General features: G+C 65.3%; 11 protein-coding genes. 8 read left to right on the top strand and 3 right to left on the bottom strand.

Annotation, left to right across the window (positions count from 1 at the left end):
* Positions 1 to 67 precede the first annotated feature (67 nt).
* From ACVDHI_RS05040 to ACVDHI_RS05020, 5 genes are all read left to right on the top strand, one after another.
* On the top strand, positions 68 to 1,492 hold the full coding sequence (locus ACVDHI_RS05040; RefSeq protein ID WP_323919232.1) for an NAD(P)/FAD-dependent oxidoreductase: 1,425 nt from the start codon (positions 68 to 70) through the stop codon (positions 1,490 to 1,492).
* A gap of 142 nt (positions 1,493 to 1,634) precedes the next feature.
* On the top strand, positions 1,635 to 2,195 hold the full coding sequence (locus tag ACVDHI_RS05035; RefSeq protein WP_323890851.1) for a hypothetical protein: 561 nt from the start codon (positions 1,635 to 1,637) through the stop codon (positions 2,193 to 2,195).
* A 106-nt stretch (positions 2,196 to 2,301) separates the two neighbouring features.
* Positions 2,302 to 3,564 (top strand): hypothetical protein, encoded by a 1,263-nt coding sequence (locus tag ACVDHI_RS05030; RefSeq protein ID WP_447211870.1) that lies wholly within the window; start codon positions 2,302 to 2,304, stop codon positions 3,562 to 3,564.
* 69 nt (positions 3,565 to 3,633) lie between these two features.
* Positions 3,634 to 5,322 carry a hypothetical protein gene (locus ACVDHI_RS05025; RefSeq protein ID WP_447211787.1) on the top strand — a complete coding sequence of 563 codons (1,689 nt, stop codon included), beginning with the start codon at positions 3,634 to 3,636 and terminating at the stop codon, positions 5,320 to 5,322.
* Positions 5,323 to 5,374: 52 nt separating this feature from the next.
* Complete coding sequence (locus ACVDHI_RS05020; RefSeq protein ID WP_010674385.1) at positions 5,375 to 6,571, top strand: Bcr/CflA family multidrug efflux MFS transporter; 1,197 nt, start codon at positions 5,375 to 5,377, stop codon at positions 6,569 to 6,571.
* Between the two features lie 59 nt (positions 6,572 to 6,630).
* Here the strand turns inward: ACVDHI_RS05020 and ACVDHI_RS05015 are convergent, their stop codons facing one another.
* The 3 genes from ACVDHI_RS05015 to ACVDHI_RS05005 form a co-directional block, all read right to left on the bottom strand.
* Positions 6,631 to 7,197 (bottom strand): pyridoxamine 5'-phosphate oxidase family protein, encoded by a 567-nt coding sequence (locus ACVDHI_RS05015; protein ID WP_447211786.1) that lies wholly within the window; start codon positions 7,195 to 7,197, stop codon positions 6,631 to 6,633.
* 33 nt (positions 7,198 to 7,230) lie between these two features.
* Positions 7,231 to 8,655: a sodium:proton antiporter NhaD gene (gene nhaD, locus ACVDHI_RS05010; RefSeq protein ID WP_042863679.1), complete on the bottom strand. Its 1,425-nt coding sequence runs from the start codon at positions 8,653 to 8,655 to the stop codon at positions 7,231 to 7,233.
* Positions 8,656 to 8,789: 134 nt separating this feature from the next.
* Positions 8,790 to 9,263: a DUF4357 domain-containing protein gene (locus ACVDHI_RS05005; protein ID WP_010674381.1), complete on the bottom strand. Its 474-nt coding sequence runs from the start codon at positions 9,261 to 9,263 to the stop codon at positions 8,790 to 8,792.
* 152 nt (positions 9,264 to 9,415) lie between these two features.
* On the opposite strand from ACVDHI_RS05005, the gene ACVDHI_RS05000 reads away from it, so the two are divergent.
* From ACVDHI_RS05000 to ACVDHI_RS04990, 3 genes are all read left to right on the top strand, one after another.
* Entirely contained in the window at positions 9,416 to 10,096 is a 681-nt protein-coding gene (locus tag ACVDHI_RS05000; protein ID WP_447211785.1) for an ABC transporter ATP-binding protein, read from the top strand.
* Between the two features lie 21 nt (positions 10,097 to 10,117).
* Positions 10,118 to 12,553 (top strand): FtsX-like permease family protein, encoded by a 2,436-nt coding sequence (locus ACVDHI_RS04995; RefSeq protein ID WP_447211784.1) that lies wholly within the window; start codon positions 10,118 to 10,120, stop codon positions 12,551 to 12,553.
* Between the two features lie 185 nt (positions 12,554 to 12,738).
* The gene (locus ACVDHI_RS04990) at positions 12,739 to 13,779 is read left to right on the top strand and encodes a lipocalin-like domain-containing protein (protein WP_164882934.1); all 1,041 of its coding nucleotides are present in this window, start codon (positions 12,739 to 12,741) and stop codon (positions 13,777 to 13,779) included.
* Positions 13,780 to 13,953: the final 174 nt, after the last annotated feature.

The following is a 13,953-nucleotide window of genomic DNA, read 5'->3' as shown; positions in this document are numbered from 1 at the left end:
ATCACACTCTGTTCGGGAGCCGCGCACAGGCGCGCTCCCCCAGCTATCACGCCGTTTCGGAACACTCATGAACGACAACAACAAGAAGCACATTGCGGTGCTGGGCGCCGGCCCTGCCGGTCTGATGGCCGCCTGGCGCCTGCGCCAGGCCGGTTTTGCGGTCACCCTGTTCGAGCAGGAGCCGGTCGTGGGCGGCATGTGCGCCACCCAGACCTTCAAGGGGCGCGACGGCGAGTATCGCTTCGACTACGGCGGCCACCGCTTCATCACCAAGAACCCCGAGCTGCTCGCCTTTATCGACGAGCTGATGGGGGACGACCTGCTCCACGCCGAGCGAAAGAGCGTGATCCGCTTTGGCGGGCGTACCTATGACTACCCCTTGAACCTGCCCAACCTGCTCAAGACGGCGCCGCTGGCACTCATGGCCGGTGCGGTGAAGGATCTGCTGCTGTTGCCCTTTGCCAGGAAGCCCACCGATTTTGCCAAGGCGAGCTTTGCCGAGTGGATCCAGAGCCACTTCGGCCGTACCCTCTACCGCCAGTTCTTCGAGGGCTACACCGGCAAGTTGTGGGGCATCAACCCGGACAAGCTCTCCGCCGACTGGGCTGGCCAGCGCATCAGCCTGATCGATCTCAAAGACGTGGCGCGCCGCCTGTTGCCAAGACGCAACGGCAGCATGTCGGTGCGCACCTATGCCCGCAAATACCGCTATCCCAAATATGGCTTTGGCCAGATTTTCACCACCCTGGGGGAGCGGCTGGTGGCAGAGGGGGTCACACTCAAGACCGGCGCCACCATCACCCGTCTCGAGCAGGCCGATGGCCGCATTGAACGGGTGTATTGGAAACAAGATGACGTGGAGCAGAGCGAGCGCTTTGATCAGGTGATCTCCACCCTGCCGCTGCCGCTCACCTGCCAGCACCTGGGCTTGCCGTGCGATCTCCACTACCGGTCGCTTCGCTTCGTCAATATGCCCCTCAAACAGGAGAACCTGTCGGACAACACCTGGCAGTACCTCTCCGACCCCCATATTCTGGCGACCCGTCTGCAGGAGCCGCGCCGGCGCAGCCCCTTTATGGCGCCTCGGGGGCAAACATCCGTGATGCTGGAGATCCCCTGCAATCCGGGGGATGCCACCTGGCAGGCACCGCTCTCTGATCTGCGCGGTCGGGTTACCGCTGATCTGGCGAGCCTCGGCGTTGATACCCAGAAGCTTGGCGATGAGACCTTCGAAGCCCGCAGCGAGTACGCCTACCCACTGATGGATCTCGGCTATCAGGCCCGCCGCAACGAAGCCATCAAGGCGCTGATGCCGATCACCAACCTCATCATGACCGGCCGTCAGGGGACATTCCGCTACATCTTCACCGACACCGCCATGGAGATGGGGATGATGGCCGCCGACATGGTGATCGACGGGGTGGACAGACGTCACGCCATCTTCAATCATCGCAACGAAAATACCGTGATCGAAACCCAGAGCGTGGCGTGAGCACGATGACTGGTGTTCAACAGGCAAACAGACGCCGCAACACCTTCAATCATCGCAACGAAAATACCGTGATCGAGACCCAGAGCGTGGCCTGAGTGCCGCGCCATGGGCATAACCTCTTGGCATAAGTAAGGAGAACAGGATGACCATCCGCCCGGGTTTACTTGCCCTCACCCTGCTGCTGACCCTGAGCGGGCAGGCGCAGGCTTACTCCTACGCCGCAGCCGGCAAGGAGCCGCTGATCGATGCCCGCGAGGCGCTGCTGGGCGCCGCCACTGACGGCAAGGATGCCAGTGCCACCTTGAGCGACATCGCCGAGGAGCTGACCTATCTGGAAGAGCACCACAAGGTCGAGCTGCAGGCACCGCTGGCCGCCGCCATCAAGGCCAAAGACGCCGCCGCTACCGCGGCCCTGCTTAACCGGGCCTACAAGGCGGAGATCGAGCGCCGCCTCGAGGGGGCCAGCCAGAACCTTGGCGACTACCAGACCGCCAAGGTGCTGGTGGTCAAGAGCAAGCGCTTCCTCGATTTGATCCTCCCCTCCCTCGATGAAGGGGATCGCAAGGCCGCCGAACAGGCGCTGGCCAAGGTGCTCGATGCCATCGGCAACCCGGGAGTGTTCGGGGTGGGTGCCAAACCTGCCGATGCCGCTGCCTTTGGCGATGCCGAAAAAGCGCTGATGGCCGTGCTGGCGCCGCTTTGATGACCTCTCATCGATGACGGCGGCCCCCCTCATCCCCAACCCTTCTCCCGCACGGGGAGAAGGGGGGCGTCGCCACGGCCGATTACGCTTCGCCAATCGACTCTACTTGCTTGCCCTGCTGCAACTGACCTGGCTTGGCTGGCTGCTGACCTTTCCGGTGGCGCTCGATTCCGACGATGCCCTCAACTTTGCCCACGGGGTGACTCGCTTTAGCGTGCTGGAGTTCTCCCCCCACTTTCCGGGCTACCCCGCCTTTATCTGGCTGGCGCGGCTGATCAATCTGGTGGTGGACGATCCGGCCCGGGCGGTGCTGTGGACCAGCCTCTTGGGGAGCTGTTTGCTGGCGCCGCTCGCCGCCTTCCTCGCGGTCAGATTGTGGCAGCGGCCCAGCCTGCTGGTGCCGGTCTGGCTGCTGGTGCTGGCCCTGCCGCTCACCCCGACCCTGGCGCTCTCCGGCCTCTCGGATGGGCCGGCGCTGGCCGCCTGGCTTGGCGCGCTCTTGGCTTTGCAACAGCGCAAGATAGCGCTGGCGGGTTTGCTGCTCGGCCTTATGCTGGCGCTGCGTCCCTCCTACTTCGTGCTAGCCCTGCTGCCCCTTTGGCTGGGGATGGCGCAGCAGGGCACGCGCGTCAGGTTTGTGCTCCCCATCGCGCTGGTGGGGCTAGCCTGCCTGCTGTTTGTCTGGCAGGCCGATGGCTGGGCCTATTTCAGCGAGGGGCGGCGCTTTACCGACGGCCACTTTACCCTCTGGGGCAACACGGCGGCGGCCCACGGGGATCGACTGCTGAGCTGGGCGAATACCTTCAACGATCAGCTGACCCCGCTCTGGCCCCTGTTGATGGGGGCCTTGCTGATACTGCCACTCTGGCAACGCTCAAAGGATCACAATCCAGCCCCCTCCGTGCTCTGGCCCCTCTACTGGCTCGTTCTGCTGCTGTGGACCCTGTTTGGCCAGAATCCGGACAATCCCCGCCATCTCGCGCCCATCACCCTGCTCGGCCTCGTGCTGCTAGTAGGCTGGCTGCCGCGCCGGGGCGAGCTGCCAGCCATGCTGGGAGCCCTGTTGCTGCTGCTCTGCACCCTCACCCCACCGGTGGCACCAGCCATGACCCGGGCCGCCAGACTGGCCGAACAAACGTGCCCGGCGCTGGTGACCCAGTGGGGAGTGAGGCTGCTTAGGGAAACCACAACCCTGCCCGTCACCGACGGCTGGTACCGGGGGGATGCCGCCCTTGCGCTCACTCAGGGGGCCTGCCGCCTCAGCCGCCGCCCCCTGGGGGCAGAGGCGCTACCAGGCCCTTATGACACCCTCTGGTTTGCCCCCCGCTTTCACGCCGAACCCGGCCTCTGGCTCGCCCTGCCCCGCTGAACCGGGCACTTGCGAGGGCATCGCACGACTCGTCTACACTCACAGCCGGGTCTGTCAGGAACCAGTGCAATGGAAAGAAACACGAGCGGAACCGGGGAGGGGATACGGGTCGCGCTGGCCCTGTTGCTGGCCTGCGCCCTGCTGATGCTGCCGCTCTGGTGGCAGGGGGGCAGCCAGGGACACGATCTGTTTCATCACCTGCTCTCCGGCCACTACTTTGCCCGCCAGCTCTGGCAGGGGGAACTCTATCCCCGCTGGCTGATGGCCATGAACGGCGGCTTCGGCAGCCCCACCTTCTTCTTCTATCCCCCGCTCCCCTACTACGTCAGCGCCCTCTTTGCCGGGCCCGATGCCCACCCCCAGCAGGCCATCTACCCTTTGCTTGGCAGCGCCACCCTGGCCCTGCTGCTCTCCGGGGTGTTTGCCTATCTGTGGCTGCGTGCCACCACGCCCCCTGGCCGGGCCCTAGCCGCCAGCCTGCTCTATCTGGCGCTGCCCTATCATGTCGCCATGGATCTCTATGCCCGCTTCGCCCTGGCGGAGTTCTGGGCCTTCACCTGGGCTCCCCTTATCCTGCTGGGGCAGGATCTCGCCCACCGCGGACGACCTCAGGGGTTGCCCCTGCTGATCCTGGGGCTGGCGCTGCTGGCCTTCTCCCACCTCCCCAGCCTATTGCTCATGATGGGGCTGGTCACCTTGCGCGCCTTCTGGTTCGCCAGACGCACCCGCACTCTGACGCCCTGCTGGCAAGCCCTCGGCGCCCAGGGGGTGGGGCTTTGCATGGCAGCCGCCCTGCTGCTGCCCGCCCTGGCGGATCAGGGGGCCATCTCCATGGAGCTGATGCGCGGCGGCATGTTCGACTACAGGCGCAACTTTCTCGACCGCCTGCCCAGCGCCTGGGAGGACTGGCGTTTTCGCGGTCACCTGGCGTGGCAAAGCATGCTGACCCTGGCCCTGCTGCTCATCGCCTGGGCCGCCGCCCGGGAGCCGCGCCACCCCGAGCTGCTGTGCTGGGGGGCGATCGGCGTCGTCGCCTTCCTGATGATGCTGCCCCCGAGCCAGCCTCTCTGGATCCTGCTCACCCCCTTGCAGCGGGTGCAGTTTCCCTGGCGGCTCAACCTGGTGCTCGCCCTTGCCACGGTCGCCGTGGTGGCGCTCGGCACCCAGCCCCATCGTCTCTGGCAGGGGCTCTGGTGGGGAGTATTTCTGCTGACCCTCCTCTCCACCCTGGCCTATGTGCGTCATGCCCCCCTGACCCAGGCCCCCGAACGGGAGGCCATGGCATTCGAGTTCGACAGCAAGCGCAGTGCCCGGGAATACAGGCCAAGGCAGGTGCCGGGGGGCATGTTCGCCCCGACCCTGCTCGCCTGGAAGGAGGAGTTCCAGCCGCCCGTCAGCGCCGAACCGCCAGGCGCGAGCTGGACCCTGACCCGCTGGCAACCCCGCGCCCTGGCGCTGGAGATCAAGGCCCGGGTGCCGACCCGGCTGGTCCTGCACCAATACCATTACCCCGGCTGGGAGGCCCGCCTCGACGGGCACCTGGCGCTGACGGTGAGCGCCAATCGCCAGGGGTTGATGCAACTCTGGGTTCCGGCGGGCCACCACAGCCTCACCCTAACCCTGGCGGCACGCTGGCCGGAGCGCACCGGCAATGCCCTCTCCCTGCTCGGATGGCTTGCCTGGCTCTGGCTGCTCTGGCGCCACACCAGACAAAAGGGCATCGGGCAGGATGCACCTGATCGCGCCCGCCAAAACTGATAGACTCAACACCTGCCTCTTAACCCGGCCCAGCCCACGACTCGGATACCCTATGCCCCAAGCCAGCTCCCTCTCCCCCCGTTTCCTCTTCATCCTGCTCGGTGCCCTGGCGGGCCTGACTCCCCTCGCGGTGGACATGTATCTGCCCGCCATTCCCGCCATCGCCCGGGATCTGGCTACCAGCATCGACGGCGCCCAGCTCACCATCAGCGCCTTCCTGGGGGGCTTTGCCATCGGTCAGCTCTTTTACGGGCCGCTCGCCGACAGCTTCGGCAGAAAGCCGGTGATCCTGGCGGGCCTGACGATGTTTGCCGTGGCCTCCGTGGGCTGCGCCATGGCGGACTCCCTGCCTGAGCTCCTCGCCTGGCGCATGTTGCAGGCCGCAGGGGGCGCCGCGGGTTCCGTGGTGGTCAACGCCCTGCTGCGCGACCTGTTCGAGAAGGATGCGTTTTCCCGCGCCATGTCCTTCGTCATCCTGGTGATGACCCTCGCCCCCCTGGTGGCCCCCGTGGTGGGCGGTTACATCAGCGCTCACAGCGACTGGCGGGTCATCTTCTGGCTGCTGGTGGCCATCAGCCTGCTCATCTGCCTGGTGATGCAGTGGAAGATTGAGGAGACCCTCAAACCCGAGCACAAGCAGCCCCTGCGACTCGGGCAGGTGCTTCGCAACTACTGGGGTGTGCTCTCCCACCGTGGTGCCATGGGCTATGTGCTGTGCGGCGCCCTGTCGAGCTCCGGCATGTTCGCCTTCCTGAGCGCCTCCCCCTATGTCTACATCGAGTATTTCAAGGTGCCGACCGAGCACTACGGCTGGCTCTTTGGCCTCAATATCCTGCTGATGATGGTGGTCACCTTCGCCAACAGCCGGCTGGTGAAAGGGGTGGGTGCCGAGCGCATGCTGCGATACGGCCTGACCGTGCTGCCGCTCGCCGGGGCCCTGCTCATCTACAACGCCTGGAGCCAGACCGGGGGCCTGTGGGGCATCGTCATCCCGGTCGTGCTCTTCGTCGGCCACATCAGCCTGGTGGGGGCCAACGCCATGACCGGCCTGATGGGCCACTTCCCCCAGTCCGCAGGCACCGCCTCGGCGCTGGCGGGTACCCTGCGCTTTGGCCTTGGGGCCCTGGTGGGGGTCCTGGTCAACCTCAATCCCCCCGAATCGCCGCTCCCCATGGCCATCGCCATCGCCGGTTGCGGCCTGGGGTCGGCCCTCAGTTACTGGCTGCTGAGCGGCAAGCGCGTCCCCTGATGCCCTGCAATGAAAAAGCCCTGTCCATGGACAGGGCTTTTTGCATCGGGGCGCAGGCCTCAGTCATCGGCCTGCAACCCGCTGCGCGCCAGGATCTCGCTCTCCAGCCCATCCAGGCTTAGTTGGTTCTTCTTGCGCCAGTAGGCCTCTATCCCCTCCTGCCCCTGCCGCTCGGACCAGTTGGCAAGATCCTCCCTGTCCCCCTGGTACTCATACAGAGGCACCGACATGCCGCACGACGTCTGGACCCGTTCAATGTTCAGCAGGAAGATCTGGCGAGCCGCGACACTTGGGGGGAACAGCGCCAGCAACGACGGCCACTGCGGATCAGTGCGGTGCAGCACCCGTGCCTGACCATAGGCCCGCAGAATAAGCGGCGCCCCCTCGAAGGCGCAGAACATCACCGTCATGCGCGGCTGTTGCAGCACCTGGGCCGCGGACTCGTTGCCGCTGCCGGTCAGGTTGAGCCAGGCCAGGGTGTGGGCATCGAGGACGCGCAGCGAATCCCCGCCCTTGGGGGAGAGATTGACCGATCCCTTCGCGGCCGCCGTACCGACGAAGAAGATCTTCTGCCCCTGGATAAAGGTGACATGGCGCGGCGAAAGCGCCTCGAACAGTTGTCCCATCTTGCCTCTCCCTGGTGCCTGGAACCGGATTCCCTAAAACAGGGCGCTGTTGAGCCACAGGTGCGCCCCTATGCCGACCATATAGCCAAGCAAAATGGCAGGCAACCACTTGAGGTGCCCGACGAAGGTATACATGCCCCTGGCCTGCCCCATCAGAGCCACCCCGGCGGCGGAGCCGACCGAGAGCAGACTGCCCCCCACCCCGGTGGTCAATGTCACCAGCAGCCACTGCCCCGTGCTCATCTGCGGCTCCATGGAGAGCACCGCGAACATCACCGGAATGTTGTCGATCAGGGCAGAGAGCAGGCCGATGGCGACGTTGGCCAGGGTCGGATCGCCACCGTCATAGAGGAAATGGGAGGCAAGCGCCAGATACCCCATAAACCCGAGGCCGCCGACGCACATCACCACCCCGTAGAAGAAGAGCAGGGTGTCCCACTCCGCCTTGGCAATCTTGTTGAACACATCGAACGGCACCACCGAACCCAGACGCAGCAACCTGGCCTCGTCCCCGGTGCGCTCATACAGCGCCCGTGCCCGGGCCAGGGTGACGGGCTGGGTCTTTCGCAGATAGAAACTGAAAAATTGCAGGTAGCCCAGCCCCATCATCATGCCGAGCACGGGGGGCAACCCCAGGAAGTGATGGCAGGCGACGGCGGTCACTATGGTGAGCACAAAGAGCAGCACGATGACAACGGCGCCGCGCCTTGGCACCACCATCTCGCCCGGCATGGCGGGCACCAGACGGGGCACCATCAGGCTCATCAGGGTGGCCGGCACCAGGAAGTTGAGCAGGGCGGGGATGAAGAGCAGCAAGAACTGCTGGAACGGCACCTTGCCCGCCTGCCACACCATCAGGGTGGTGATGTCGCCAAAGGGGCTGAAGGCGCCGCCCGCATTGGCCGCCACGACGATGTTGATGCAGGCCAGGTTGATGAAGCGGCGCTCCCCGTTGGCAACGTTGAGTACCACTGAGCACATCAGCAGCGCCGTGGTGAGGTTGTCCACCACGGGGGAGATGAAAAAGGCGAGAAAACCGGTGAGCCAGAAGAGCGTACGCAGGCTGAATCCCGCCTGCACCAGGCGTACCCGCAGCACGGCGAACAGCAGCCTGTCCTCCATGGCGTTCACATAGGTCATGGCCACCAGCAAGAAGAGCATCAGCTCGGCATACTCCAGCAGGTTGTGGCGAAAACCGGCCTGAACCAGCTCGCTGTGCCCCTGCCCCGTATAGACCAGGCCGATGGCTATCCAGATGATGCCGGCGGCCACCAGCACCGGCTTGGATTTTCGCAGCTTCAGGTACTCTTCGGCCATCACCAGGGCATAAGCCAGGGCGAAGATGGCGAGGGCAAAGAGCCCGACCCCGCTGTGGGTCAGATCGAGGGGGCCGTTGCCCGCAGCGGCGGGGGCACTGAGCAGGGCCGCCCCGGGCACGAGGCGAAGGAGTCCAGACATGGCGGCATCTCCTGGCAGGCGTCTGGCATTGAGGCTAGCAGCGCAAAGGGAAGCCGCCTCTTTGTCATCCTGATGAGCGGCCCGCCGCGGGCTCTCAGGCAAACATGAGCGAGGCCCGTTGCCGGGCCCCGTCATCAGGAGGTCTTCTTGCCAAAACCCGATTGCTTGAGGGTGTAGCCTGCGCTGTTTTGCCAGGCATCCAGCCCGCTTCGGTTGTTGCCCGCCACCAGGCTCGCGGCCAGGCTCGGGCTGTTGAAGAGCTGATCGGCGGTAAAGATGAAGCCCCCTTCGGGGTGGGGAACGAGCACCCCCTTGCCCAGCAGCTCCTGGCGCAGCTCGATCACCGCCTCGCGCAGGGAGGCCGCATCCTCGCCGTTGGCGGTGGAGCCCGCCTGGACCATGAAACCGGGGTTTTGCCGCTTGCCCACCGGATAACCATGGGCCTCTGCCCCCTTGCCGTTGAAGTGGTAGAGCTCGCGCTCCCCCGGCTTGTTGTCGGAGAGGGCCTTTTGCAGGGTCATCAGCTCGTTGTAGATATCGATGGGGACCACGGCAGCCTGCTTGACGCCCTTGCTGTCGACGATAAAACTGACTTGCTTGTGTAACATCCTTGCTCATCCTGTGACCCATGGAAGGCCCTATTCTAACCACCTCAGGCGAGCGGGATCCAGCGAGGATCCCCATCCCTTTTGCAGGCGCGATCACTAACTGGCATAGTGACGGACATTGTGAAAGCCATTGACCATCAAACGGTTATCCCATGCTTAGCCTGCGCAACCTCAGTAAACGCTTCGCCAACGGCGGCGAGACGCTCCCCCTGTTTGAGGGGCTGGATCTCGCCCTCACTCCGGGGGAAACCTGCCTGCTGCTGGGGCAAAGCGGCTGTGGCAAGTCCACCCTGCTCAACCTCATCGCCGGTCTCATCGCCCCGGACGAGGGGGAGATCTGGCTGGAAGAGACCCGTCTCGACACCCTGCAGACAGACGAGCGGGCCCGGCTTCGCGGGCGCCATTTCGGCATCGTCTATCAGGATTTCAACCTGCTGCCGACCCTGACCGTGGCCGAGAACCTCGCCCTGCCCCTTCAGATAAACAACCTGCCCCAGGACGATGGGCGCCTCGATGCCCTGCTCGCGCGCCTTGGCATGAGCCACAAACGCCACGCCTGGCCGGAGCAGCTCTCCGGCGGCCAGCGCCAGCGGGTGGCGCTGGCCCGTGCCCTCATTCATCAGCCCCGTTGGCTGCTCGCCGACGAACCCACCGGGAGCCTTGATGAACACAACGCCGAGCAGGTGATGGCCCTGATGATGAGCGCGGTGCGCGATACCGGCGCCAGTCTCTTGCTGGTGAGCCACAACCCGGGCTATGGCGACCTGGCGGATCGGGTGCTGCGCCTTGAAGGGGGGCAGCTGGTCGAGCTCAAGGGGCGCCGCCATGGCTGACGTCTGCCGGGGGGCCTGCTGATGTTGCCCCTCAAGGCGCTGCTGCGCCTCTATCGCTCTCACCCCTGGCTGCTCTTGATGAGCCTGGCCGGGCTCACCCTCGGGGTCACCCTGGTGGTGGCCATCGAGCTCTTGAACCACAGCGCCCGCACCAACTTCGTCGCCGCCCGCAGCCAGCTCGCCGGGGAGGCCAACTACCGCCTGGCCCCCCAGGGTGGCCTGGATGAGCAAGTCTACGTGAGGCTGGTGCGAAGCCAGCCGAACCTTGACGCCATGCCAGAGCTTCACGCCTGGCTCAAGGACGCCCAGGGGCGTAGCTTCCAGCTGCTGGGGATGGATCTCTTCAACCCCGGCCCCCTGCGCCGCCTCTTTGGCGATGCGCCAGACAGCCAACCCGATGTCTCGTTGAATCGTGCCGACAGCGTCTGGCTGGCCGCCCCCGAGGCCAGGCGCCTTGACTGGCAAGCGGGCCAATCGCGAACCTTTGTGTTGGGGGGCGGTGAAGGGGCGCCGCCCAGCCCGCTGACCCTCACGTTGGCCGGCACCTTCGAGCCCGGCGCCGTCCCCATGGAGCGGCTGCTGGTGACCGACATCGGCCTCGCCCAGCCGCTGCTTGGCAAGGAAGGACGGCTCGATCGCATCGTCTTCAAACTCAGCGAGCAAGAGGCCAATACCTTGCAAAGAGCCTTGCAGGCGGCCCTGCAATCTTATGCCCCCCATCAGCCCCTCTGGCTTGAGCCCATCAGCCCGGCGCTCGATGCCAGCCAGCTCGGGGATGCGCTGGCGCTGAACCTCACCGCCCTCTCCCTGCTCGCCATGGCGGTGGGATTGTTTTTGGTGTTCAACGCCCAGCGCTTCGTGCAGAGCGTGCGCCGCCCCCTGCTCGCCCAGCTCATCATCCTCGGGATGCCGCCGCGCCGGGTGCTGCGCTGGCTGACCCTGGAGATCCTGATCCTCGCCACCCTCGGCACCCTGCTCGGGCTGCTGCTGGGGAGCCTGCTGGCCCTCGCCCTGATGGGGCAGCTCACCCAGGCGCTGGCCGACCTTTATGGCCCCAACCCCATCGACCTGCTGCGCCTCTCCCCGACGAGCCTTGGCAAGGCGCTGGTGATTGGCCTTCTGGGGATGCTTGCCGCCAACCTGCCCGGCTGGTGGCAACTGCTGCGCCAATCCCCCCTTGCGCTGCGAGAGGGCAACAGTCGCCCACCGGCTCACCCCTGGCAACGCCGGGGACTTGCCATCGCCATTCTGCTGCTGTGCGCCCTGTTTCTGTGGCAGCCCTCCACCGGCCTTGGCGGCGCCCTCTTCGTGGCCGGAGGCTGGCTGCTCGCCATGGCCCTCCTGCTGCCCGATGCCCTTCGCTCCTTGCTGGGGCGGCTGCGTGCACGCGGCCCCCTCACCGCCCGGCTCGGGGTGGCCGAAACCCTCTATCACCTGGATCGCACCGCCATCGCGGTGATGGCGCTGCAACTGGCCATCGCCGCAGCCATCGGCATCGGGGTCATGGTGTCGAGCTTTCGCTCGAGCGTGGAGATCTGGCTCGGCCAGCGCCTGGCCGCCGATCTCTACGTCACCGCCCCCAAGGGGGTGGCCGGCAGCAGGGGCGCCCTCGGCGAGCAGACCCTCAACACCATCCTCGCTTCGCCAGATGTGCGTGCCGCCTCCCGCCGCGCCGTGCTCCCCGCCCGCTGGCAGGGGCAGCCCATCGAGTGGGCGCAGATGGACTTTATTCCCGAGCTCAAAGCCGCCTATCCCCTGCTGGCCGGGCGCTGGCCCGCCACCCCCGACGAGGTGCTGGCGAGCGAACCGCTGACGGTACGCCTCGGGGTCAGGGTGGGCCAGCGCCTTGAGGTGAGCGGCGAGCAGGGGCCGCGAACGCTCACCGTCACCGGCGTCTATCAGGATTACGGCAGCGACAAGGGGCAGATACTGCACGCCTTCGAAGGGGGCAAGGTGCAATCCCTTGCCCTCTTCAGCCCGGATCCCGAGCACCTTGGCGACAGGCTCAGGACCCAGTTTGGCGAGCAGGTGAACCTGTTGCCCGCCCCCGCCATCCACGCCGCCGCCCTCAGGGTGTTCGATCAGACCTTTGTGGTGACCGAGCTATTGAAGTTGCTGATCCTGGGGATCGCCTTCGTCGGCATCGGCTCGGCCTTTATGGTGCTGGGGCTGGCCCGGCGCGGCGAGTTGCAGACCCTGCAGAGCCTTGGCCTGAGCCCCCGCCACTGCCGCCGGCTGCTGGTGTGGCAAGGGGCTGGATTGGGACTACTCACCGCATTGTTGGCCCTGCCGGTGGGCTATGGCCTTGCCTGGGTGTTGATTGAGGTGGTCAACCCCCGCGCCTTTGGCTGGCGGCTGGCCTTCGAGGCCGCCCCCCTGCACGCCGTCACGGCGCTCCTGCTTGCCCCCGTCTGTGGCGCGATCGCCTCCTGGTACGCCGCAAGGAGAGTGGTATGACATATCGGTTGGCGCTCTGGCTCGGCCATGGCTTGACGATCCCATTGACCAGATCTCTGTCACCGCCCCTGATTCAGCGCAGAGAAGCGCAGAGAGCTGCCGCGAACCATCCCCTCTCCCTTCGGGAGAGGGCCAGGGTGAGGGGAATCTTGTCCTCTTTACGGACCCTGTGGCTTGCAGCCCGCTTGATCCCGCTTGTTGCCATAAGCGGCCACGCGCAGGCCAGCGATCTGGGGAGCATCCTGGGTGGCGGTAGCGATCACTTCAAAAAGGCCCTGCCGGGTCAGTCCATCCGCCTACCCGCGGATCACGCTGCCCACCCCGACTACCGCTCCGAGTGGTGGTATCTCACTGGCAACCTGAAAGACGAGCAAGGGCGCGGCTACGGCATGCAGTGGACCCTGTTTCGCCAAGGCATCGAGCAGGGGATCACCTCGGAGAACCCCTGGCTCACGCCTCAGCTCTGGCTGGCCCAGTTCGCCATCACGGATGTGAGCAAAGGCAGCCACCAGCAGGACGAGCGCACCAGCCGCCAGGGGCCAGGGCTGGCCGGTGCCAGCGGCGGTCAGTATTGGCTGAAAGAGTGGGTGTTAGCCTCTCAGGGCGAAGCGCTTTTTCCCGCCACCCTCAAGGTGCAGAGCAAGGCGGGGGATCTTGATGTGAAGGTGAGCGCCGCCAAGCCCGCGGTGCTACAGGGCAAAGCGGGTTACAGCGAGAAAAGTCCGGGCAACGCCTCCTTCTACTACTCCTACCCGCGCCTGACCATCAGCGGCACCTTGACCCTGGATGGGGAGACCCGCCACGTCAGCGGTGAGGGGTGGTTTGATCACGAGTGGAGCAGCTCGGTATTGGCCGAGTGGCAATCGGGCTGGGACTGGTTTTCGCTCCAGTTTGACGATGGCCGCGAGCTGATGCTGTTTCGCCTGCGCACCAAAGCGGGCCACACTGAGCCTGAGAGCCGCTACGGCATCCTGATTGAGCGGGACGGCAGCAGTCGGGTGCTAAGCCCTGCGCAGATCCGTCTCACCCCCGGCAAGACCTGGCGCGGCCCCAAGGGGCAAGCCTACCCCATCGAGTGGCAGCTGGAAGCCGCCGATTTGAACCTGACGATCCGTGCCCGCCAAGCCAATCAGGCCATGACGGGACGCTTTGACTACTGGGAGGGGGCGGTATCCGTCTCGGGGGATGCCAAGGGCGTCGGCTATCTGGAGATGACGGGGTATTGAAACCTTGAAATCTGTTTCGCTTCAAGAAATTATCCATTCCCCACACCCTGAGTTGCATTTTAATTCAGTAGAGATGACAGGTTATGATAAAACCTCCATCTGCTCCTTGTTAATTTATCAACCTTTTGTAAAAGAACCCAATGCACACTTTCTATTATATTTTGCCAAAATAAA

It is taken from the genome of Aeromonas sp. 25-248, assembly GCF_053005425.1.
The sequence above is the reverse complement of the archived record's forward strand: the minus strand, read 5'-3'. Positions and strand labels throughout refer to the sequence as shown.